General features: G+C 52.7%; 27 protein-coding genes. 25 read left to right on the top strand and 2 right to left on the bottom strand.

The genetic code is table 11. From position 1 onward, the window contains the following. Window positions 1–2: 2 nt before the first annotated feature. The 8 genes from MKX98_RS28490 (at window position 3) to MKX98_RS28455 (ending at window position 6991) form a co-directional block, all read left to right on the top strand. Window positions 3–632 (top strand): ECF transporter S component, encoded by a 630-nt coding sequence (locus MKX98_RS28490; RefSeq protein WP_100539197.1) that lies wholly within the window; start codon window positions 3–5, stop codon window positions 630–632. Continuing rightward, on the top strand, window positions 625–2301 hold the full coding sequence (locus MKX98_RS28485; protein ID WP_339219789.1) for an ABC transporter ATP-binding protein: 1677 nt from the start codon (window positions 625–627) through the stop codon (window positions 2299–2301). Before MKX98_RS28490 ends, MKX98_RS28485 begins: the two co-directional genes overlap by 8 nt. Continuing rightward, complete coding sequence (locus MKX98_RS28480; RefSeq protein WP_339219787.1) at window positions 2298–3104, top strand: energy-coupling factor transporter transmembrane component T; 807 nt, start codon at window positions 2298–2300, stop codon at window positions 3102–3104. The genes MKX98_RS28485 and MKX98_RS28480 overlap by 4 nt, the downstream gene beginning before the upstream one ends. 192 nt (window positions 3105–3296) lie before the next feature. Next, a complete protein-coding gene (locus MKX98_RS28475; RefSeq protein WP_194544511.1) occupies window positions 3297–3866 on the top strand; it encodes a TetR/AcrR family transcriptional regulator in 570 nt (189 codons plus the stop codon). 4 nt (window positions 3867–3870) lie between these two features. Next, the gene (locus MKX98_RS28470) at window positions 3871–4230 is read left to right on the top strand and encodes a multidrug efflux SMR transporter (protein WP_194544510.1); all 360 of its coding nucleotides are present in this window, start codon (window positions 3871–3873) and stop codon (window positions 4228–4230) included. A 137-nt stretch (window positions 4231–4367) separates the two neighbouring features. Then, window positions 4368–4964: a LysE family transporter gene (locus MKX98_RS28465; protein ID WP_194544509.1), complete on the top strand. Its 597-nt coding sequence runs from the start codon at window positions 4368–4370 to the stop codon at window positions 4962–4964. A gap of 6 nt (window positions 4965–4970) precedes the next feature. Beyond that, entirely contained in the window at window positions 4971–5750 is a 780-nt protein-coding gene (locus MKX98_RS28460) for an AraC family transcriptional regulator (RefSeq protein WP_194544508.1), read from the top strand. A 509-nt stretch (window positions 5751–6259) separates the two neighbouring features. Then, window positions 6260–6991: a hypothetical protein gene (locus tag MKX98_RS28455; protein ID WP_194544507.1), complete on the top strand. Its 732-nt coding sequence runs from the start codon at window positions 6260–6262 to the stop codon at window positions 6989–6991. A 185-nt stretch (window positions 6992–7176) separates the two neighbouring features. Here MKX98_RS28455 and MKX98_RS28450 read toward each other — a convergent pair whose 3' ends face one another. Together MKX98_RS28450 and MKX98_RS28445 are read right to left on the bottom strand one after the other, a co-directional pair. Continuing rightward, the gene (locus tag MKX98_RS28450) at window positions 7177–7602 is read right to left on the bottom strand and encodes an ImmA/IrrE family metallo-endopeptidase (protein WP_194544506.1); all 426 of its coding nucleotides are present in this window, start codon (window positions 7600–7602) and stop codon (window positions 7177–7179) included. Window positions 7603–7673: 71 nt separating this feature from the next. Beyond that, the gene (locus MKX98_RS28445) at window positions 7674–8093 is read right to left on the bottom strand and encodes a helix-turn-helix transcriptional regulator (RefSeq protein ID WP_071222446.1); all 420 of its coding nucleotides are present in this window, start codon (window positions 8091–8093) and stop codon (window positions 7674–7676) included. Between the two features lie 297 nt (window positions 8094–8390). Between MKX98_RS28445 and MKX98_RS28440 the strand changes: the two genes are divergently transcribed. From MKX98_RS28440 to MKX98_RS28360, 17 genes are all read left to right on the top strand, one after another. Further along, window positions 8391–8867, top strand: a complete 477-nt coding sequence (locus tag MKX98_RS28440) for an ArpU family phage packaging/lysis transcriptional regulator (protein ID WP_194544505.1) — start codon at window positions 8391–8393, stop codon at window positions 8865–8867. A 464-nt stretch (window positions 8868–9331) separates the two neighbouring features. After that, window positions 9332–10171 carry a hypothetical protein gene (locus MKX98_RS28435; protein WP_339219783.1) on the top strand — a complete coding sequence of 280 codons (840 nt, stop codon included), beginning with the start codon at window positions 9332–9334 and terminating at the stop codon, window positions 10169–10171. 10 nt (window positions 10172–10181) lie between these two features. Then, window positions 10182–10391, top strand: coding sequence for a hypothetical protein (locus MKX98_RS28430; protein WP_194544503.1), 210 nt, complete (start codon window positions 10182–10184; stop codon window positions 10389–10391). Window positions 10392–10393: 2 nt separating this feature from the next. Continuing rightward, on the top strand, window positions 10394–11860 hold the full coding sequence (locus MKX98_RS28425; protein ID WP_339219780.1) for a phage tail sheath family protein: 1467 nt from the start codon (window positions 10394–10396) through the stop codon (window positions 11858–11860). A gap of 94 nt (window positions 11861–11954) precedes the next feature. Continuing rightward, window positions 11955–12362 carry a phage tail tube protein gene (locus MKX98_RS28420; protein ID WP_071222451.1) on the top strand — a complete coding sequence of 136 codons (408 nt, stop codon included), beginning with the start codon at window positions 11955–11957 and terminating at the stop codon, window positions 12360–12362. Between the two features lie 136 nt (window positions 12363–12498). Continuing rightward, window positions 12499–12933, top strand: a complete 435-nt coding sequence (locus tag MKX98_RS28415) for a hypothetical protein (protein WP_339219778.1) — start codon at window positions 12499–12501, stop codon at window positions 12931–12933. A gap of 23 nt (window positions 12934–12956) precedes the next feature. Continuing rightward, window positions 12957–13091: a hypothetical protein gene (locus MKX98_RS28410; protein ID WP_015737373.1), complete on the top strand. Its 135-nt coding sequence runs from the start codon at window positions 12957–12959 to the stop codon at window positions 13089–13091. A gap of 17 nt (window positions 13092–13108) precedes the next feature. After that, on the top strand, window positions 13109–14890 hold the full coding sequence (locus tag MKX98_RS28405) for a hypothetical protein (RefSeq protein WP_339219776.1): 1782 nt from the start codon (window positions 13109–13111) through the stop codon (window positions 14888–14890). A gap of 66 nt (window positions 14891–14956) precedes the next feature. Next, window positions 14957–15601 carry a LysM peptidoglycan-binding domain-containing protein gene (locus MKX98_RS28400; protein WP_339219774.1) on the top strand — a complete coding sequence of 215 codons (645 nt, stop codon included), beginning with the start codon at window positions 14957–14959 and terminating at the stop codon, window positions 15599–15601. Beyond that, window positions 15598–16575: a phage portal protein gene (locus MKX98_RS28395; protein WP_339219772.1), complete on the top strand. Its 978-nt coding sequence runs from the start codon at window positions 15598–15600 to the stop codon at window positions 16573–16575. Before MKX98_RS28400 ends, MKX98_RS28395 begins: the two co-directional genes overlap by 4 nt. Beyond that, window positions 16568–16957, top strand: a complete 390-nt coding sequence (locus tag MKX98_RS28390; protein ID WP_339219770.1) for a hypothetical protein — start codon at window positions 16568–16570, stop codon at window positions 16955–16957. The genes MKX98_RS28395 and MKX98_RS28390 overlap by 8 nt, the downstream gene beginning before the upstream one ends. Further along, window positions 16950–17408, top strand: a complete 459-nt coding sequence (locus MKX98_RS28385) for a DUF2634 domain-containing protein (RefSeq protein WP_194544498.1) — start codon at window positions 16950–16952, stop codon at window positions 17406–17408. Before MKX98_RS28390 ends, MKX98_RS28385 begins: the two co-directional genes overlap by 8 nt. Further along, window positions 17408–18562 (top strand): baseplate J/gp47 family protein, encoded by a 1155-nt coding sequence (locus MKX98_RS28380; RefSeq protein WP_339219768.1) that lies wholly within the window; start codon window positions 17408–17410, stop codon window positions 18560–18562. Before MKX98_RS28385 ends, MKX98_RS28380 begins: the two co-directional genes overlap by 1 nt. A gap of 7 nt (window positions 18563–18569) precedes the next feature. Next, the gene (locus MKX98_RS28375; RefSeq protein ID WP_339219766.1) at window positions 18570–19121 is read left to right on the top strand and encodes a YmfQ family protein; all 552 of its coding nucleotides are present in this window, start codon (window positions 18570–18572) and stop codon (window positions 19119–19121) included. 1 nt (window position 19122) lies between these two features. Then, window positions 19123–20379 (top strand): hypothetical protein, encoded by a 1257-nt coding sequence (locus MKX98_RS28370; RefSeq protein ID WP_339219764.1) that lies wholly within the window; start codon window positions 19123–19125, stop codon window positions 20377–20379. 15 nt (window positions 20380–20394) lie between these two features. Continuing rightward, complete coding sequence (locus tag MKX98_RS28365) at window positions 20395–20796, top strand: hypothetical protein (RefSeq protein WP_339219762.1); 402 nt, start codon at window positions 20395–20397, stop codon at window positions 20794–20796. 16 nt (window positions 20797–20812) lie between these two features. Continuing rightward, on the top strand, window positions 20813–20986 hold the full coding sequence (locus tag MKX98_RS28360) for a hypothetical protein (protein ID WP_339219760.1): 174 nt from the start codon (window positions 20813–20815) through the stop codon (window positions 20984–20986). Window positions 20987–21048 lie beyond the last annotated feature (62 nt).

The raw sequence follows: 21048 nt of genomic DNA, 5'->3' as shown, positions 1-21048 counted from the left end.
TTATGGGAACATCTGTGCAAGAGAAGTTGGGGGTTCAGCCCCGAAAAGGGCTGCGGTTAAGCGATATTTTGGTGACGGTGTTGGTATCGCTGGTGCTTGGCGTCATTTATCACTTCTGGGGTTCGGTTTACAATCTGTTAAAACCGCTGTTCTTTGAAGCGGATGAGTTGTTATACGGAATGTGGTTCGCTGCAGCCACGCTTGCTTACTTGCTAATCCGTAAGCCGGGAGTGGCCATCATTGCGGAAGTGGCGGCTGCCCACGTGGAAGTGCTGTTTGGCAGCGGCTGGGGATTGACTCTGCTGCTGTATGGCCTCATTCAAGGACTTGGGGCAGAATTGGTATTCGCGGCGTTCCGTTATCGGAGCACCTCGGCGTGGACGCTGGCGATTGCCGGAGCAGGCGCAGCCATCGGATCGATGATCATGGACTTCTATTACAGCTATACCGATGACCTGCAGACGTGGATGTTCCTGGCCAAATACGGTATGCGGGTACTCAGCGGTGCCGTCATTGCAGGCCTGCTCATGCTCTTGCTGGCCAAAGCCTTGGACCGCACGGGCGTCACATCCCTGCTGCGTCCTGCGTCGAAGAAGGATTACGAAGCACTGGATGATCCGCGCCATGTCTAATGCCACGGTTAGCCTGGTTCCGGCTCAGTCCGCTGAGATGGTTTCGGAACCGGCCGTGTATGTGGAGGGATTGCGTCTGAAGTATCCGGGCGAGGAGCGACTGATGTTCAAAGACCTCTCCTTCTCGGCTGTCCGCGGGGAGAAGGTGCTGCTGCTCGGTCCGAGCGGCTGCGGCAAATCCACGCTGCTGCAGGTGCTTAGCGGGATGATTCCCCGCGCAACGGAGGTGCCGATGAAATGCGAGTCGCAGCTGGTTCCGCGCTCTTGGGGGTATGTATTCCAAGATCCGGATACCCAGTTCTGCATGCCGTACGTGGATGAAGAGCTGGCTTTCGTACTGGAAAATCTAAGTGTCCCCCGCCATGAGATGAAGGAGCGGATGCAAGCGGCGCTCCGCGAGGTGGGGCTTGATCTTGAGGAGCTTCATATGCCGATCGGGCATTTGTCCCAAGGCATGAAGCAAAGGTTAGCGCTGGCTTCGGCTCTGCTGCTGGAGCCGGAGGTGCTGTTCCTTGACGAGCCATCTGCCTTGCTCGACCCGGAAGGAAGGGAGCAAATCTGGTCGGCGGTGAAGGCCGTATCGGAAGGGCGGACACTGATCATCGTGGAGCACCGGATCGAAGAAATGGCCAGATACGTGGATCGTGTCGTGCTGTTCAGCCCGGATGGCGTGATTCTGGGCGAAGGTCCTCCGGCAGCGATATTCGCAGAATTCGAGCGGAAACTCCAAGCCTATGGAATCTGGTATCCCGGCGTATGGGATGATTATGCGCAGACCCGGGCGGGCAGAGAGTTGTTTGCTCCGGTCGATGCGCTTGGCAATGAGCGGGGTAATCTCCTGCATGAGGCTGCTCCGCCGTATGCTCAACGTGGGGAGCCTGTCATTCAACTGGCGAATTTCAGGGGAATGAGATGGGATAAACCGGTCATCACTCTCCCTTCGGCCGAGGTGTTTCCGGGACAATTCATTGCGGTGGTAGGGCCGAACGGAGCAGGCAAAAGCTCGCTGCTGCTCAGTTTGATGGGGCTGCTTCGCGCCGAAGGGACCTATATGCTCTGCGGGGAAGAGGTCATTCAGGGCAAACGCAGGAAGGTGCGGAAGAAGAGAGAGCAGCAGCTGCGCCAAATCGGATTCGTGTTTCAGAATCCGGAGCTTCAATTCCTGACGGAGCGCATCGGCGATGAGGTGGTTTACTCGCTGCTGGTGGATCATGTGCCGCCGGAGGAAGCGAAGGCGCAGGCCGAGCGCTGTCTTGAACGTTTTGGACTGAATGGCTTGGAGGCCAGGCATCCGTACCAGCTGTCGACAGGCCAAAAGCGCCGCTTGAGCGTGGCTACGGCCATGGCAAGACAGCCGTCCGTCCTGCTTCTGGATGAGCCGACCTTCGGACAGGATGCGCGGAATACATTCGCGATTCTGGAGATGTGCGAGAAGCTGCGTCGTGCGGGAACCGCCATTCTCATGGTGACGCATGAAATGGAGATCGCGCAGCGGGTCGCCACACATATATGGGAAATACGGGAGGGACAGCTGACCTCGAGCATGCCTTCCCCGCGCTGGTCTGGCGGGATTGAATCCCGGCAGGCGGCTAAGGGAGCAAACGGCGCTGCAGGCCCTCAAGGTACCTTAGCCGCGGCCGATCATCGCCTCACGGGGGTGAACGCATGAACATATGGAATCCCGTGCGGATCACTTGGCTGCACCGGGCGAATCCGGTGGTGAAGCTGGGTCTGATCTGTGCGCTGTTTTTCATGACGGTGTTAACCCATGATCTTGATTTTGTTTTGTATCAGGCGTTCATCTTTATGGTCTGTCTCGTGGTGCTCAGCGGGGTGAAACCGTGGAAAATGCTGTTGTTCTTCATTCCGTTTCTGCTTGCCTTCATATCGTCCGCCTCTTCCATGATGCTGTTCGGTAAGGGAGAGACGATCTGGTGGGAGTGGGGGTTGTTCCGGGTATCGGAAGAAAGCTTCTACCGGGGGCTGCATTTGGGCTTTAAGGGAATTGCCTTTGCCTCGGAGGGGCTGCTGCTCGTGACGACAACGTCCTCGGTGGATTTATTCTACAGCCTGATGCAGAAGCTGCGGCTGGCGCCCAAGTATGCTTACAGCTTCATGGCTTCAATCCGGCTGCTGCCAATGGTATGGGAGGAATATGTGATTCGCCGCCAAGCCTTGAAGGTACGAGGAGTCCGCCCGATTCGCGGGATTCGCGGCATGGTGAAACGCGCAGGATTGTATATAGTGCCGCTGCTGGCACAGAGCATCCGCCGGGCCCATCGGGTGGCCGCCGCGATGGAGGCCAAGCAATTCGACGGCGATCAGGCGAAGTCCCGAACGTATTATTACCCGTCGCGTTATTCACGCTATGATCTTCTGGTTATCGGATTGCTTGCAGTTGCGGCCGCTTTCGCTTATGCCGCATCCGGATATTTTCCATGGTTCGGCATTGGCGACGTGCGGTTTGATTAAAGGGTTGGTGAAAGCAAAAAGAGTCTGCTTACGTTACGTAAGCGGGCTTTTTTTGTTATGAGATTTAAAGTTAAGCTAACTTCTTCCCCGTTATATTTAAAAAATCATGTCTGGATTTCATGCTGATCGAGGCGTTATAATACTGATGGTACCAGAATAGTATTTATGGTACCAGAAGGGGAGTTAGTTCACTTGCGCGAGCGAATATTGAATGAAACGATCCGCTTAATTCAGCGGCAAGGATTTACGTTTACGGTCAGTGATCTGGCCCGCGTCCTTGCCATTAGTAAACGGACGATCTATGAGCACTTCTCATCCAAGGAAGAGATTGTTGAACATATCATTGACGGGATGATCCGGCACATCCAGCAGCGCGAACGTGAAATTGCGGCGGATGCGGGGCTTACCGTTCTGGAGAAGATACACCAGATTCTAATCTGTCTGCCCCAGGAGATGGAGCAGATGGATTTGGGGATGCTGCCGGATCTGAAGCGCACGCATTATGCGCAATGGGAGAAGCTGGACACCTTTTTCCGAGAGGAATGGGGCATTGTCACCGAGCTGATGGAGCGGGGCATGGCCGAGGGAAGCATCAAACGGATTCATATGCCGCTGTTCATCGATCTGTATCTCGGATCGCTCCATCAGATTTACGATTCGAGGGCGACGGTGAAGCATCAATTGCCGCTGGGGGAGCTGCTGCAGTCCGTTATGGACATCTTGCTGTTCGGGATTGCTGCAGAGAAACGGGAGGAGTCTTGAGATTATGCATTGGTTCTATTTAAGTTTGGCTATTCTGTTTGAAGTGGCGGGGACGCTGAACATGAAGCTGTCGGAGGGGTTCAGCAAACCGCTGCCCAGCGTGCTGCTGGTGGTATTCTATATTTGCAGCTTGAGCTTCCTGACGCTGAGCTTGAAGCAGATTGAAATATCCGTGGCTTACGCGATCTGGTCGGGGCTTGGCATTATGATCATTACCGTAATCGGTTATATGTTCTTTGCGGAGCAGATTAATGGTCTGAAAATGTTCTCGATCCTGCTGATCATCGCAGGGGTCGTTCTGCTGAATCTATCCGGCAGCGCGCATGCGCAGGAACAACCGAAGACGCACCAGTCCGGTCACTAAGGGCGATAGAAGAAACCGGAATCTGCGGGAAGAGCCGTATTCGTGCGGCTCTAGTTCCGCTGCAATAATGTACTATGCCCCGCTTCGCCTCCAGCTCTATAATGACAAAGGAAATTCCTTTGTTAGGAGCTATCATCATGAACCTGTCTTCTTTTTTTATTTACTGCTTTATCGTGGCTTTCTCGCCGGGGCCATCCAACATCGTCATTTTGTCTTCGGTTCAGCATTCCGGCATGAAGAAGACCTTGCGCTACATTGCCGGAGCCTCTATCGCTTTTTTCTTATTAATTGCTGCTTCCGTGGTATTGGGCCAGCTGCTCTCTACAGGCATGCCAATCGTACTGCCAATTTTGCGGATCGTAGGCTGCCTGTTCATGCTGTATCTCACGTATCAGGTGTATACCATGGACGTATCCAAGTCCGGCACGAATCAAACGGCGTCCTTCACGTCCGGCTTTCTGATGCAGTTTCTCAATCCGAAGGTGGTATTGTTTACGTTGACGGTCATTCCGAGCTACGTCATGCCGTATTATACGGCAGGTCCTGTCATCTCGGCGTTTGTTGTCGCGGTATCGTTAATCGGGCTGTCCGCGTATATGACCTGGGCCGTGTGCGGTAGCCTTTTTCAAGGAATTATGCAAAAATATCGGAGAACGACCAACACGATGCTGGCTTTGTTTCTTCTGTACTCGGCAATCGTCGTATCCGGCATACCGGAGCTCATAAAGGGGTGATGGAAGATGGAGCAGTTTATCTATAAAAAAGCGGTGGGCATTACGGCGCTGTCCGCGAGCCTGACGGATTTCAAATATAAAAAGCATTATCACGAGGAGTACGCCCTCGGCGTCACGCTGCGCGGCATTCAGAAGTACTCGCTGGACGGCAGTCAGCAGGCTTCTTACCAAAGCGGGGTTATGCTGTTCCATCCGGAGCAGAATCATGATGGCTGGTCCCAGGAACGAACGGGCATCGATTATGTGATGATCTATATTCATCCGGAGTTATTTCTGGAATTGATTCAGAAAAAGGATATCGTCCGGTTCCAATCCCCGATTGTATATCACGCCGGGCTGCGGAAGAGCATTCTGGATGTAACGAGGTCGATCTTCACGGGTCAGCCGGAGGCAAGAAGCAGCGAGCTGCTGCTGGGTCTGGCAGGGCATTTTAACGAGAGTATTCTGAACCCGGATAGCCGGAAGGACAGCGTGTTTACACGGAAGGCCAAAGAAATGATGCAGGATCATCTGGATCATGTTCTCCGTCTCGACGAATTAAGCGGGGAGTTCGGGATGTCGAAGTATCAATTTATTCGTTACTTTAAAGCAAATACGGGGCTGTCGCCTTATCAGTATTATCTGAACTGCAAAGTGGAGCGAGCCAAGCATCTGATCGAGGACAGCCGGGATGTATACCAGGCCGTTACCCAGTGCGGCTTCACGGATCTCGCCCACTTGAACCGGCATTTCAAGAATGTGTACGGCACGACAGCGTTTGATTATATGTCCCATCTGGATAAGTGAGGCGGCAGGTGCCGATCATTCGCGCGATTTTTCAAGCCAGGCTTGGCATTTGTGAATAAACTCCGTTATAATGTGTATAGAATGTAAAAGGGACCGTGCGCGAACACGATCCCGGCGTACAACGTACCGCTATAAGAGCGGTCGGCTATAGGAAATCCGATCAGAAATAGACCGTGATCCTGACCAAGGGCGGTCTATTTCTTTTTAAGATTATAGAATTTATAAGTTTTCAGCGAAGCTGAACTCATTCGATAATCGCAAGAAAAACGTCCTCTAAACGCGGTCTGTCTTCTGGGAATGTACGTCGATAGACGGCTTTTCTTATGGAACGAAAGTATTAACACCACCAGCGTCGCGAACGAAATCATTAGCGTCAATGTTTGGTATACTTCCATGGCATCACCTCCCAAGCCGGGACCGGATTTTGAGATAGGGCCAAGGGATGTTAATCTGTATGTGGAATCATTAGAAACTACTTAGGCTTTAGCCGGATGGAAGGAATCATTCGAATGGAATATATCTATGAATCAGCCCAGCGCAGCTACGAGGATTTCGCCAGCGGCCGGGTTCTGTATAATGCGCAGGGAACGACTTCGTTCCCTGTCAGACTAGCCAGCGAGATTGCGCAGCGGTGCTTTCAACTATTGGAGAAAAAAGGGGTACAGGGGCCGTATACCTTGTTCGACCCCTGCTGCGGCGGGGCGTATCTGTTGACGGTGGTTGGGCTGCTGCACGGGCAGCGCATTCATCGCGTGATCGGCTCTGACATTAACGCAGAGGTGCTCGGAATAGCCGCGAAAAACCTGTCGCTGCTCCGCGAAGAGGGGCTGGAACTACGCACCGAACAGTTGAAAGAACTGTTGGCGTTGTATCAGAAGCCGTCTCACCAGGATGCGCTGCAAAGCGCTGGCCGATTGAGGGAGCTGTTAAGGTCCTCGCGTGTGGAAGAGACGGCTTGTTTTCAAGCTGATATAACCCAACCGGAGGAAAGCTTGGCCTCCTGCAAGGGAACCCATATCGTCATGACCGATCTCCCTTATGGTGACCTGGTTAGCTGGGGCGGCGGAAGCGATGAGCCGGTGAAGGATTTCTTTAACGGCATTCATTCCATCCTGGATCCTGGCCGCTCCGTGGTTGCGGTCATATCCGACAAAGGGCAAAAATTAAAGCATGACCGGTTTCAAAGGATTCAGCATATAAAGGTGGGCAAACGACAGGTAGCCATCTTTGAACCGCTTTGAACGGAGTAAAACAACGGAATATAGAAGGAACCTGCTGCCGTCCTTAGCTGCTAACCTCTTATCCAAGGGAGGCGTCGGCTTCCATAGCAACCCGCTTTTGACGTCATGTCAAGAGCGGTTTTTTTTTGCTCAGGAGGGAGTTAGCCATCTGGAATCCTCCACTCAAATAAGGAACGTATGTTCTATTATAATCTAAAAAAATATAGCATTTCTTGTGGAATGCCAGCTCGTAGATAGAACTCGTGTAAGGACTCGCCCGGTCCGGGAGCCAAACCCGCCGTCAATAGGGCAATGGCAAAACGGTTCGCTTGCCGCTCCAGTTTGCCCGGACTGAAATAGGAATGCTCCTCCAGAAAAAAGCGGTTGATACCCTTATGGAGCCGGTCATGCCCGAGCTCATGCGCGCATACGAAGCGCTGCCATGGCGACGGCAGCTGATTGTGGATGACGATGAATCTCCGCCTCAGCTTACGGAAATACAGCCCTTTGGTCGTTTGGCCTAAATCGGCGAATCGAATATGTATGCCCAAGGAAGTCGCAATTTCAAAAGGGCAGTTGGTATGATGTTTTTTGATCAGCTGACGGATTAAGGGTTGTAAATGATCATCCATGCCGGTTCACCTGCAATATTGGGATTGGTTGAATCGTTGTAATCGGTATGTATCTCCTTATCCATGTAGATTTATTTCTTGCGTTTGTTCATTTGCTTGGCTTCCCAGAACAGTCCGGTCAGAACGTCCTTGATGCGCTGTTTGTCCTCCTCGTTCAGCGGGACGCCGTCAAACATGAGCTCACCGTCATCCTCAAGCATTTTCTTGAAATCCCGTTTATCCCTGGAGGTTGCCCAAGCGGGTGCCGAGATATTCTCGTGCTTGGCAGCATCCTGCTGCAGATAACCTGCTTTATTCATCAGCTCTTCATAGGGAACTTCCAGTGCCTCTGCCATTTTGCGAAGTGTTTGCGGCTTGGGGATGCCCCTCAGCCCATTCTCGATCCGGGAGATTTGCGAACCGCTGATATCGGCGGCTTGGGCCAGCTGATTGATGCTCCAGCCTTTGTTCTCCCTCATCTCTTTCAAGTATGATCCAAATATGTGATCCACGTTCCGGCCACTCCTCACCATAGTCCATCTGAAACATCTACTAATAGTATAAACACATCCCCCACCTTTGCCAACAGGTAAAATAAAAGAGAGTATTATTGCCAAAAGGCAAGAATATGAAAGGTACGCTCCAAATTTTCGTGAATAGTTCATCCTTTTGAAGGTTTACGCGGGTCTCCAAATAGTGGTATATTAATGAAAAATACGAACAAAATACGAACACTTGAGGTGAGACTAACTTCTGCCAAATGGCAAAGCAAACCTCGACAATGACAATCAAAAGGGAGTGTTTTTCGAATGAATCCATTTTTACCGGAATTGGATCGCAGAAAGACCCAAAGTGCTGTTGAAGCGATATTCGAGAAATATCGTATCTATAAAACCATTACATTCGAAGTCAGGGAGGCGAGCGTCACGGCATCCTACACGGAACGATTTCATGGACCGACCAACGTCACCTCGGACCAAACGGCATCGGTTGCGATATATAATGTAGATATGCCTGCGGCCAGGAAGCAGTATTGCGAGACCATCGAGTCAATCGTGGAACGGCTTGGCGAGAGGGAACAGACCTTGATTCGGGAACGTTATATGAAGCAGGACGACGTATTCGATTACAAGGTGTACAACCATATCCTCGAACCGCCGGTCAGCAAGGATACGTATACCAAGATCCGCACCCGGGCCTTCTATAAACTGGCGCTGGCTTTAGCAGACAGGGGGCTGCTGAAGCTGCAAGAGTTGGACAAGTCCGCAAAGAGCAAAATGAACTGATCATCGCCGAGATGGATAATTAAACCGAGCCTAAACCGGAGGACCTCAATGAGGCCCTCCGGTTTTTTCTATAACAAGATGAAGATACCGCACCATGAGGCAGAACCTAAAATGAAATGGGGAAAACAGCAATAAATACGAACATAGGTTCGTGCTATTTTCCGCCGATATTCCACTTTAAGTTCCGCATTATCCGTCCCATAAGACGTCAGCGCATCCGATTTAGGGGTGTAAGATTGTATTATCGGAAATGAAGTTAAACAGAGCATACCGAACACATACAGTGTAGATGTGAGCCGGCCTTATGAAGGACCGGTTTTTTGCTGCGGCTTTAGGCTTCGATTGCTTCATTTTCGATTCTCTATATATGAAGGAAAGGAGGGGGCCGTGTTGCGCAAGCATGTGAGCGCCGCAAGAAGCTGGCTATCCCATAACCGACCGGAAGCCACCCGGCCATCTGCGGAATGAGAGGGGCGATCAAGCAGGCCGCTCTAGATATCGTACCTGAGCTTGAAGGCCGAATATATGACGTACATCCGCCGGATGGGGTTAGCGAGCCTTTTTATGGCGTTATGACGCTGGGAGAGGACGTTTGGAAATCATCATGGGCAGGATACCGGCAGGTAGTGCGATTGAAGCTGTACGCGGATCGTTCCGAATTGCTTCAGTTAGATCGCTGGGTGGAACTTCTAATCCCGGGACTACATCGCAAGCGGGTGATCGGAGCCGATGGGAATGCATTCAAGCTTCATTATTTGGGTGTGCCGGAAGCCGACAAGTTCGATTCTGTTTCAGGCAAAATGATCCGGATCATGCGATTCGGCGTCTATGTACCCCAGGCATCCGGGACCGGTTCCACCGGACAACCCGATGAGTGGCTGCATACACTGACAGCTTGGACAGGAGAAGTACTGGGCGATCCATGGCGCATCTATCATACGGCATGGCCGGCGGGACGGGATGATCACGCCTTATTATGGCGGATGACGGGCTGTGAGACCAAGATGGCGGGAGCTTCGATGTTCGAGGTTCGCAAAACCTTTACCGGGCATATTGCCGCTCTTGATTCCGCGGACGAGCAGCTCACGGCTGCAAGGCTGGTGGAGGAGCTTGGTACCCAGGTCCAGCTGATGCTGGATTCACAGAATCGCCGCTATTTATCCGTTGCGGAGATTTCCTCCGATGTGCAGGGCGATCCCATTCTGGACGGGCAGCTGAAGCTGACTCTGGCGCAGCGGAAGATGCGTTCACCGGAGGAAGCTGCATTGATCAGGCGCATTAACGTTCATCCAATTTTAAAGTGAGGTGGTCACAATGGCTGTAAAAAAAACACTCAAGACAGAAGCTCGCAGTATCAGCGCTCCGCGATATGCGCTAGATGAACTCGTAACGCACGCCAAGGAACTGTTCGAGGTTCGGGCGGAAGTGCTCGCGGGTGCCATGTATGAGGCAGACGGAGAGCTGTTCACGGTAACCGAAGTCAAAGAAAGAATCCAACAATTTATGAAAGCGAAGGTGGACTAATCATGGCAGGTGGAACATGGGAAAGCACAAATAAACCGGTACTTCCGGGTTTGTATATGAATTTCAAGGCGGCCGCCGCGTCGGCTATCCAAGGCGGATCCCGCGGTACGGTTGTCGTACCCGTTAAAGCCAATTGGGGGCCGGTGCGCGAGTTCGTGGAAATCGGCAGCGAGTTCGCGATTTCCGAGCTGTATTCCGCGGATAGCCAGGATGGAGCTACGGCATACGAAACGCTCTATTTGGCCTTGCTTGGCGGGCCGAAGAAACTGCTGGCTTATCGCCTGGCAGATAACACGGCGGCAGCGGCTAGCGTAACGCTGCAAAATGCGGAAGCTACGCCTTCCGAAGTGCTGAAGCTGCAGGCCAAATATCCGGGCAGTCGTGGCAACGGCTTCTCCGTAACCGTGCAGCCGTCGCTGATCGACCCGGCCGCACGCGATCTTCGCCTCTATGAAGGTGCCAAGCTACTTGGCACCTATACAAGCCTGGACGGGACAGCAGCGTCGATTGCGGCGCAGATCAATGAAGACGATGAGAATCTCTGGGTAACGGCTACCGCACTAGAGGCGACCGGCGTACCTGCCGATGTGAACGGAGCTGTGCTGTCCGGGGGCAAGAGCGGCAACGGCGGCCTGACGAATGCAGATTATATCGAAATGCAGGATGCGGTCGAAGGTCAGGAATTCAACGTACTTGCCCTGGACTATGCTGCAGATATGGCTCTGCTGCAGAGCTTTGCGGCCTGGGTGAAGCGTCTTCGTCAAGAAGGACGCGGCGTGATGGCCGTATTCGGCGGAAGCGCTGCGGACGACATCTCCAAGGATGCAGCCAAACTGGCGGCGGCCCGTTCGCTTGCATTGAACCATGAAGGGATTATCAATGTAGGTACGGGCGTGCGTCTGTCCGGCGTGAACTACAGTTCTGCCCAGACGGCTGCTTATGTGGCCGGGCTTATTGCGGGTCAACGCTTGAACCAATCCGCTACATACGCGGTAACGCCATTCGAGGATGTGACCCGCCGCTGGACGCGTTCCGAGCAGGAGCAGGCCGTACGCAATGGCGTATTCGTGCTTTTCTACGACGGACGTCAGGTGAAGGCGCTGCGCGGCATTAACACGTTGGTGAATCCGGCTGAAGGCCAAAACAATGCCTGGAAAAAAATCCGTTCCATCCGCGTGATGGACGCGATCCATGCGGATTTGCAGCTGGCTGCAGAGCAGACTTACATCGGCAAAGTGAACAATACGGAGGAAGGTCGTCTGGCGCTGATCGGTGCCGTAAAAGAATATCTCGCTTCGTTGTCGCTGAGCAATGTCATCGAGCCGGACGGTTATGACGTCATTCTCGATCCAGCGTACTATGGCGATTCCGCCGTGAACACGCCGGAGCCGGATCAGGTCTTCCTGCAGTGGAATGTGAAGCTGACCGATGTGATGGAGCAGCTGTTCGGTACATTTTACGTGCAATAACGAGTACGTCAATCAGCGTATTTAAGATGAGACGGACTGCCCGAAGAGGGCTTTTTTTAAGAAAAAACTTAAAGAAATCGAGGAGGAATTTAACATGTTGGATGCTTCAAGAGTCATTATGGGGACATACGGCCAGGCGTACATTGACGGGGTTTGGCAGACACACATTAACAAGCTGGAAGCCAGCGTGGAATTGGAGAAACGCGAGCTGAAGCTGGTCGGCAACGACTGGACGGTACACAAAAACGGCAGCAAAAAAGGAACCGGCACGATGACTGGTTACAAGGTTACTTCCGATATGATCTCCCGCGGCTTCACCAAATTCGATATCATCTCCAAGCTGGATGATCCCGAATCCTACGGCCATGAGCGCGTTCGTCTGATCCGCTGCATGCCTGACAAAATCCAGCTGGCCAACTGGACAGCCGGTGAGGAAGTGCAGGAGGAAACTTCATTTACCTTCGAGGGGTACGAGCTGTTGGATCCGATTCAGGGGAATTAAGAGGTTTCTTGTTACCAAGGTCAAGTGCGGCGTAAAGCGGGGTTCGCCCGGTAAGGAATGCCTGATTCGGGCGGGCGTCGCCCGCTGCAAATAGGAAGATGAAATCTATTATTTTATGAGTAAAGGAGATACACGCATGAGCTTGCACGAGAACATGAGCGAAGAGCAAATTTTGGACAGTCTGTTTGAGGCAGCCGAGAAGCTGCCAGAGGAAACGGTACGCATTAAGCGTTTGGATATGAAGATGGTGCTGCAGGGTTTGACTTCGAGCAAGGTCGACAGCATCCGCGAGCGCTGTACCGTTCGCCGTACGATAAAGGGTGCGGTGGATGAGAAGGTGGATACGGAGACGTTTAATGCATTGCTAATTTCCGAGGCCACGAGCAGTCTGTCGGTAAAGGGTTTGATGCTTAGCGGCTGGGGCGATCCGCGGATTACAAGCCGCTTGAAGCTGTCGGGCGGAGAGCAGGCGGTTCGCCGCATGCTGCTGGCCGGAGAGCTGGATGCCGTAGGCGATAAAGTGCTGGAGCTGTCCGGCTTCGGAGTTGAGATTGCTGACCTAAAAAACTGATCGGCTCCGGGGGAATGACGACGATGCTGTATCATCTGTGGGTCCGGCATCACCTTCGTCCCGGAGATTTTTGGCGGCTCCCGCGAGGCGAGCGCCTGCTGCTGCTCGCTTTCTCCCAGGAGGAGATCGAGGGCATGGCCGGTCAGAGTTTGAAGTGAACAGGAGGTGAAATGAAATGGCTGAAGCCATGAACTATCGTATGAATCTGGTCATCGATCCGAAAAACGTGATCAAGGCCAACCGCGAGCTGCGGGCGATGGAGCGTTATTTTGAGCGGATCCAGGGACGTGTCATGCGAATCGGACGTACCCGCATGGCACCTGAAATCGTGCTGAAGGACAGCGCCTCGAAGGGGCTGGACAACCTGCTTGCCAAAATGCAGCGGGTGAAGTCGCAAGTCATCCAAGCTTCAGCGAATGTGAAGCTGAATGTACAGAAGCAGATTGATACGAATCTAAACCTGAGCGTGCAGAAGCAGATTGAGGCGAGCGTTCAGGTGGATTTGCGGGCGGCCGGGCTTGATTTTTCTCCGTTGACCGATGCGTTGACGGCGAATACGGAGGCAGTGGATAAGCTTACGGTTGCGCTTGGATCGCTTCAGCTTGGAGGCGGCGGGAGCGGTAAAAAGTCTGGTTGGGATACGGCTCTGAATGTTTTTGGTACTATAACCGCGATTGGTTCTACCATGAAAAATGGAGGCCAACTATATGGTAAGGGAACAAAGATGCGCGAAGCATGGGGTAAAGATAAACCGGCCCCTGAACCTGCCCCTAGGACGGCGCCTAGGCCCAATGGGGTCAGAAGGGGGGGCGGACGTGGATCCAATTCCAGTCAAAACCAGGCTGCCACGTCCCCGAATAGCCAAGGAGAAAAGCCACTAACCAAATGGGGTAAGCGTTTTATGAAGGCAGAAACATTGGGAGACGTTATCGAAACCTCGGGCAATACGGGAACTAGTGCAATGAAATCAATCATGGGTGTTATGGATTTAACCAAGGGTATATTTGGCGGCGGCGGTAACAGCGGCATCGTTTCCGGAGGTTCGGCGGGCGCTGCCAAGACCGCTGCAGGTTCAGATGCAGTAAAGCAGGCAGCTGAAGGTAGCGCTGGAGCAAGTGCTGTAAAAAATGCCGGCAAAAGCGGTCTAGGCTCCGGCTTGATGAAGGGGCTTGGCAAACGCGCCCTCGGCCCTTTGGGATATATAGCCGATGCGACCGCAATTGCATCAGCCAAGCCTGGGAAAGAGCGCAACCAAGCCATAGGCTCTGCCGTCGGCGGAGGTATTGGAAGCACGATCGGCGGCATCGTTGGCTCCGTGATCCCGGTTGCAGGTACGATGATCGGCTCAACGCTTGGCGGCACCGTAGGAAGCTTTATTGGCGAAAAGGTGGGCGGCGCCATTTCCGGGATTGGTGACAAGTTCAAAGAAGGTAAGGAGACGGTATCGAAGTGGTTCTCCAATACGTTTTCCTTCGGGAAAAAAGACAAGGAAGCTGCTCAACCGAAGGATGTTCCAAAGGCACCACCCTCGAGTGCGGCTGCCCTTCCGGCTCCCATCATTCCGAAACCAGCGCCGGCTGATTTCAGCAAGCCGCTGCTGCCGAATCCAGCTTTGAACCCGTACGGCCCGTATGTCCCGCCTAGCCATGCTGCAAGCATGAGTACTTTTGGGCCACCCGCAAGTGCAGCGCAAAACCAAGCTTTTGCAGGGAAGCCAACCTCTCCGCAATCTGTTCAGATCAGTCCTGAGCAGATGAGCACGATATCCGGCTTGCTGATGGATTTCAAAACGGAGACAACCGTGAATTACAATCTTCCTCCAGGCGCGGTGCAGGTAACGGTGCATGAGGAACACCCTATCGATGTAGAAGGATTGATCCTTCTGATCGGGCAGCGGCTGAGAGCCGAATTCAGCAAAGCGGCGCAGAACCGGAAGCCGACTCCGATGGCCTATTGAAGATAATGGTTAACAGCAGGCATGAAGTCGGTCCGAAGGCATCCATACAGAAAGGAGGGGCCCAAGTTGGAGTTTCTTTTGAAGAACGGAAAAGGCATGACGTTCCTATTCCCAGTCAACCCCGAAGAGGTGACCATTTCACGCCAAAAGGGACTGGAAACGGCTACGATTCTCAACTATGGAGAATTTGATTTTCCGCAAGGCCATCGGATCAAGGAGATATCATTCTCTTCATTTTTCCCACAAGAGTATGATGCAGCTTATTGCAAAGGTGAAGAGAAAGATCATATTAAACCACAAACTGCGATGAATAAACTTAATGAGTTTTTGGCGTATAAAACGCCACTGCAATTCGTCATTACCGAGACGGCAGTGAACGTGCCGGTGTATGTCGCCTCCCATCAGTCCACGTTCCGTGGCGGGGAGCTCGGGGATGTGTATTTTGACATCACGCTCCGGACATGGAGCGAAATGAAGGTGGCCAAAACGGCTGGCAGCAGCGGGGCATCTGGAACGAATAAAAAGCCCCGGGCCGACATGAAGGAAAAGAACAAGACGTACACCGTGAAGTCAGGGGACTCACTCTCCAAAATCGCCAAGCTGGAGCTCGGGGACAGCTCGAAATGGAACCAGATCTACAAGCTGAATCAGAAAATGATCGGTAAAGATCCGAACGCCATAAAGCCTGGCCAAAAGCTGGTGCTGTCATGAGTTACAAGGTGATTTTGCAGGATCAATACGATTTATCTCCTTTGGTGGAAGCGATCAGTCTACGGGATTCGCTTGAACAAGTCGCTTATCAGGGAACCGTCAATTTGGTCGTAACGCCGGATATGCCGCCGATCTCGCCGGGAATGGCGATCCGGATCAGCGGGATTCCTTATGGTAAAAAGGATTATGTCCCCCTGCTGCACCCGGCTGTCGTGTGGGAAGTGGAAACCTCGAATAATGGGGTGAAGCGGATGACCCTCACATTGTACGATCGGACGGTATATCTGGACAAATCGGAGGATGAATATCTGTTCCCTGCGAAGCAGACCGCTACCCAGCGATTCAAAAAGTACGCGGCGGACTGGAACCTGAAAATTGCGGTTTTGCCCGATACCGAGAAGCAGCTGGGGCGTTCCGTTTACCGGACGCAGTCGATTTACGCGAGCATGTTCGCTGATCTACGTGAGACGGCCAAAGCCGGCGGCAAGCTGTATCATCCGCGGATGATCGCTTCAGGGCTTGAGCTGTATGAGTTGGGAACGAACAAAGAGGTTTACATCCTGGAGGCCATCACGGATACTACGCAATCGCGGACGTTGGAGGGTGCGGCAACTAAGGTCAAGGTGCTGGCGACAGCCGCAAGCGAGACCGGAAAAGAGGTTCCTTCCAAGGTGATGGCCATCGAGGAGAAGGATATCGCTAAATACGGCCAACTCCAGGCTATTATTCAGGATGATGAGGTGAAGTCGCCTGCGGCAGCTCGCCAGCTGGCCCGGAGCAAACTGAGGGGGATTCGGGAGACCATCTCCCTGAATGCACCCGATGTTAATACGATCCGTGCCGGAGATGCGGTCATGCTGGGCTCGATGAAGCTGCTTGTGATTTCCGTCAGTCGGGAGCTGGGCAGTCCCGGAAGCATGATGCTGGAGCTGGGGAGTTATGACGATGTAAAAAGGAGGTTTTACCTTGAATAAAGACCCCTATGGACAATTGGCGTCCTCCTTATACGCCTCAATGAACAAGCAAACCCGTCAAGCCATGGGCGGCGTAGGGGCCGTACTCGGCACGATAACCTCGACGGGACTCAAGCTGGATGATTTCAAGCATGAGCTGCAGGACTATATGGTAGCGGAGCTGCCGGGAATGCTGTCCTTGCCCCGTTATACGGCAAAGGGCACCGTGACTTTGGGGGGCCAGCAGCAGGATATGACGTTTGATGCCGAAGAGAACGAAGTTGAAGATACCCTTTTTGAATTGGGAAAAGGCTTGAAACCGGGGGACCGCGTGCTCGCCGTTCGGGTTAACAACGGTAACGACGTGGTTGTTGTATGCAAGGTGGTGAGCAGCGGTGGCTAATTTATTCCCGGAAGGCGATGACATGATCTGGACGGATGCGACCGATCCGGAGGTACTGGAAGGAGAGGGGGCTGTTTTTGGACGGAGCTGGCGGTATGATTTTGAAGCCGGCGAGTTCGTGATGTCCCCGACCCGGAAGATTCCGGTTGCGGACGAGAAGGAAGCCTGGGTCATCTGGTGTGAAAAAGCGATCCGGACGCCGCGTTACCGCCATTTGATCTATACGCGTGATTACGGCAGCGAGCTGGAGGAGCTGGTCGGCAAAGGCTATGACCGATCTCTGCAAGAGAGCGAGATTCAGCGCATGGTGACCGAGACGCTGCTGGCGGACGCTCGGACGGAGAGTGTGGATCAGTTCCTTTTTGCCTGGGAAGGAGAAGCTTGCCGTTTCAGCTGCCGCATTACGAGTGTCCGGGATGAGACGGAAATTATAGAAAGCGTGGTGATCTGATGGCAGATTTGCCGTTATATTTGTTGGATCAGACGGAAGAGAACATTATGAACCGCATGCTGAACAAAGTGCCTTCGGACATCGACAAGTCGGAAGGCTCTTTTATTTGGGATGCGCAGGCGCCGGTCGCGTTTATGCTGTCCGAAGCAGCCTTGTGGGCACAGGAGCTGCTGCGCCGAGGCTTTGCAAGCACCGTGGCAAGCGATCATCCGGATATCCGGTCTGCCGAACTCGATCTGAGGACGGCAGAGCATGGGATTACCCGGCGGGAAGCGGTCGCTTCATACGGCAGCGTTGTGTTTACCGGGAAGCCAGGGACGACCGTGCCTGCCGGAACCTATGTGGCTACGCCAGCCGATGAGGGCTCCGGGGAATCGTCGGTGGAGTACGTGACCACATCAGGCGTGACGCTGAGTGACTTGGGTACCGGCGCGGCGCCGATCCGGGCTGTTACGCCGGGCAGTAACGGCAATGTTCCCGCAGGCGTCATTCAGCTTATGATGACGTCGGTCAGCGGCGTAACATCGGTTACGAACCCGGAACCGACCCGGAGCGGGACGGATACCGAAAGCGATCAGTCGCTCCTGGAGCGTTTTTACGCGAAAGTCCGAAGTCAGGGGACGAGCGGCAACAAAGCGCAGTACATGCAGTGGGCCAATGAGATTGCCGGCGTTGGCGGCGTGGAAGTGGCGCCGTTGTGGAAAGGACCCGGTACCGTTGGACTGTATCTCATAGATACGGACAAGCGTGCGGCAAGCCAGGATATCGTGAATGCCGTTCAGCAGTACATTGACCCGTCCCAGGATGGACAGGGCGAAGGGGTTGCCCCGGCCGGTCCGGTTATCACGGTGATGCCTGCCGCGGAAGTGGCGATTGATATCTCCGTCAAAGTGCAGCGTACGCAGGAGTTGCCTTCGACGATGGAAGAAATCCGGAAGCTGATCGAGGACGGTGTCCGGACGTATTTACAGCAGATCGCTTTTAACCGGAAAGACCCTTTGGTGAGGTATACGCGGATTGCCGCCGTATTGCTGGATATTCCAATTATCGTCGACTACTCGGATTTGACGATTAACGGCCACACCGAGCAGCAAAATATCGAAATTGGCTCCGGTCAGGTGGCGGTGCTCGGGACGGTGAGCGTAAGTGAATAATGTCCGAATGAACAGCTTGCGGGGTCGCGAGCTGTTTTCTTATCTACCGGCCTATTACGAGACTTCCCGTGTCATGTTATCCGATATGGATGCCAAGGGCAGCGAGTTGGACGCGCTATACCAGGCACTGAACTCTGCCGCAGACCAGTTTTTCGTCCGTACAGCCACCTGGGGCCTGGAACGCTGGGAGATGGAGCTTGGCATTCCGACCGACCGGAACAAGCCGATCGAGCAGCGGCGGGCGGTGCTGGAGTCCAAGCTGCGCGGAGCGGGAACCTTCTCGGGAGCGCTCGTGAAAAACGTGGCTGAAGCGTACGATGGCGGCACGGTCGAGGTATCTTTTCAGCCCGAGGAATGGGGCTTTACGGTTAAATTCGTGGATACGCTCGGCATCCCGCCGAATCTGGAGGATTTGAAGGCGGCGATCGAGGAGATCAAGCCGGCGCATCTAGCGGTGGCGTATGCGTTCAACTACTTGCTCATACGCGATATTCATGACGTGATGACCCTGTTTGACATGGGGCAGACGCCGTTAAACAAATTTGCAGGAGGTGTTTGAGTTGTCCAGTAACACACCGAATTTAGGATTACTGAAGAAAGACCCGATGGTGGATGGCAATGAGACCTTTAACATCGAGACGATGCTGAATGAGAACTGGGATAAGGTTGATGAGGCTGTGGGGAGAACAGGAGGGTACGGAGTAACGACTCAGCCTAAAGCGAACGAATATGAGGTTAATCTAAAACCTGCCCCGGCGAGCCTTTCGGCTGGGATTCGGGTTACCGTAAAAATCAACGTTTCAAGCACCGGAGCCCCAATGCTCAACGTTAATGGTTTGGGAGCCAAGCCAGTGCTTAAAACAAGCGGCAGTTCGGCCAGTTTTAAGCAGGATGGCGTCTACACATTGGTATATGATGGTCAGGCTTTTATTTTACAGGGTGAAGGGGGTGAGGTAGGAACAGCGACAGCAGCTGATGTGTTAGCACCTAAAACGATTGGAACCGACAACGGAATAGTAACCGGAACCATACCGACACAAGGGAATCAGTTTAAACCCGGATTATGGTCGAATCCAGACGGGGACGCCTACGTTGACACATACGTTGATATAGACAGTGGTTATTACCCGCCGGGTTCACAGGTAACAATCCAGGCGTATGACCCTGATCTTGCATCGAGTAATATTCGATCAGGTGTAAATATTTTTGGGGTACCAGGCAAGTCCACCGTTGTTGATACGGCCGACGCTGTGCTCGATCCGAATATGCTTGTCGCGGGATACTCAGGGTACGACGATGGAGTTAAAAAAGCTGGTCAGATGCCGAACCGAAGCGCCGAGAATAACCACATGCCTGGTCTTGAATCGACGGTATGGGCTGGGGATCGATTTTTTATCAGACCACCACACGGTTATTTCAACGGCTCTACTTGGGTGACGGCGGCGGTGCCTGGGCTGACGGTGAATAACCTGCGAGCCGGGGTTAATGTTGCTGGCTTGCTTGGAACTTTAGTCGAGGGTACGCCATTTGTTCGCGGGTGGGTTTCACAAACACCCGGTACGAGAATAACCATACCATTCAATTCTCAGGCTCAGAATTTTAATATAAAAACTATCACACTGTGGAATGAGAGGGATGAATTTAACTATTTAGCATATTCAAGAATTGTTGGTGGTCGGGGCAGGGTGGTATATTACGCTTACGGCTGGACTTCTGGTACTTTTTATGCTGATGTGTATAGCGATAGAGTAGAAATTACGGTGCCGATAAGCGGTTTTAGCGACGTAGTATGGGAATACTTGTTACTGACAATATAAAGGAGGCATATTAATATGGTAGAGATCGGCAGCAAGATTTTTTTCGACGCAGATACCGGAAACGTTTTGATTACATCCCCATCACAAATAGCACCTGATGACTTCCATATCCACAGTGTTGACGAGCTTATACAAATTTACCCTGTACTGCGCGACCGGGATCGAGCATCGTTCGATGTAATCGAATTGGAATATGGTCAATACACTCAAGATTTTGCAGAGTCTACCTATTGGACCGTTGACCCTGCGACAAAGAAGATATTGTTTACCTATCGGGACCCTAACAATCCCGAAGTTCCTCCAACACCACAACCTGCTCTAACGGAGCAGTTGACTGCATTAAGAACTGAAAACGAAACATTGAAAAATAGGGTTTCGGACGTCGAAATGACGCTTACCGAGATCCTATTTTCTTGAGGGAAGGTGATTGCTGATGCTTAAAGATTTTCAGGTGCGAGTCGTAGCTAATGCCTGCATTACTCGGGTAAATGAGGGCGACAGCACTATTGATCAAGTCGTATCGAATTACCCAGTGCAAGCAGATGATCGCGAAAAGGTTCTGGCTCATGTGTATGTTATCCGTCCGGATCTTGTACCGACAAAATAATATCAATTTTATGCTTTGGAGTTGTCTCGGTTTTTTTCTGTATCAAATTTAATAGAAAGACA

It is taken from the genome of Paenibacillus sp. FSL W7-1332 (assembly GCF_037969785.1).
Taxonomy (GTDB): domain Bacteria; phylum Bacillota; class Bacilli; order Paenibacillales; family Paenibacillaceae; genus Paenibacillus_AQ.
This window is presented reverse-complemented; position numbering and strand designations above follow the sequence as displayed.

Coding starts and splice junctions, on each gene's coding strand:
- MKX98_RS28420 (WP_071222451.1), top strand. CDS start 11,955: ATGTTGGATGCTTCAAGAGTCATTATGGGGACATACGGCCAGGCGTAC.
- MKX98_RS28485 (WP_339219789.1), top strand. CDS start 625: ATGTCTAATGCCACGGTTAGCCTGGTTCCGGCTCAGTCCGCTGAGATG.
- MKX98_RS28455 (WP_194544507.1), top strand. CDS start 6,260: ATGGAATATATCTATGAATCAGCCCAGCGCAGCTACGAGGATTTCGCC.
- MKX98_RS28360 (WP_339219760.1), top strand. CDS start 20,813: ATGCTTAAAGATTTTCAGGTGCGAGTCGTAGCTAATGCCTGCATTACT.
- MKX98_RS28425 (WP_339219780.1), top strand. CDS start 10,394: ATGGCAGGTGGAACATGGGAAAGCACAAATAAACCGGTACTTCCGGGT.
- MKX98_RS28470 (WP_194544510.1), top strand. CDS start 3,871: ATGCATTGGTTCTATTTAAGTTTGGCTATTCTGTTTGAAGTGGCGGGG.
- MKX98_RS28460 (WP_194544508.1), top strand. CDS start 4,971: ATGGAGCAGTTTATCTATAAAAAAGCGGTGGGCATTACGGCGCTGTCC.
- MKX98_RS28435 (WP_339219783.1), top strand. CDS start 9,332: ATGAGAGGGGCGATCAAGCAGGCCGCTCTAGATATCGTACCTGAGCTT.
- MKX98_RS28465 (WP_194544509.1), top strand. CDS start 4,368: ATGAACCTGTCTTCTTTTTTTATTTACTGCTTTATCGTGGCTTTCTCG.
- MKX98_RS28365 (WP_339219762.1), top strand. CDS start 20,395: ATGGTAGAGATCGGCAGCAAGATTTTTTTCGACGCAGATACCGGAAAC.
- MKX98_RS28440 (WP_194544505.1), top strand. CDS start 8,391: ATGAATCCATTTTTACCGGAATTGGATCGCAGAAAGACCCAAAGTGCT.
- MKX98_RS28430 (WP_194544503.1), top strand. CDS start 10,182: ATGGCTGTAAAAAAAACACTCAAGACAGAAGCTCGCAGTATCAGCGCT.
- MKX98_RS28450 (WP_194544506.1), bottom strand. CDS start 7,602: ATGGATGATCATTTACAACCCTTAATCCGTCAGCTGATCAAAAAACAT.
- MKX98_RS28480 (WP_339219787.1), top strand. CDS start 2,298: ATGAACATATGGAATCCCGTGCGGATCACTTGGCTGCACCGGGCGAAT.
- MKX98_RS28490 (WP_100539197.1), top strand. CDS start 3: ATGGGAACATCTGTGCAAGAGAAGTTGGGGGTTCAGCCCCGAAAAGGG.
- MKX98_RS28380 (WP_339219768.1), top strand. CDS start 17,408: ATGGCAGATTTGCCGTTATATTTGTTGGATCAGACGGAAGAGAACATT.
- MKX98_RS28410 (WP_015737373.1), top strand. CDS start 12,957: ATGCTGTATCATCTGTGGGTCCGGCATCACCTTCGTCCCGGAGATTTT.
- MKX98_RS28395 (WP_339219772.1), top strand. CDS start 15,598: ATGAGTTACAAGGTGATTTTGCAGGATCAATACGATTTATCTCCTTTG.
- MKX98_RS28415 (WP_339219778.1), top strand. CDS start 12,499: ATGAGCTTGCACGAGAACATGAGCGAAGAGCAAATTTTGGACAGTCTG.
- MKX98_RS28375 (WP_339219766.1), top strand. CDS start 18,570: ATGAACAGCTTGCGGGGTCGCGAGCTGTTTTCTTATCTACCGGCCTAT.
- MKX98_RS28405 (WP_339219776.1), top strand. CDS start 13,109: ATGGCTGAAGCCATGAACTATCGTATGAATCTGGTCATCGATCCGAAA.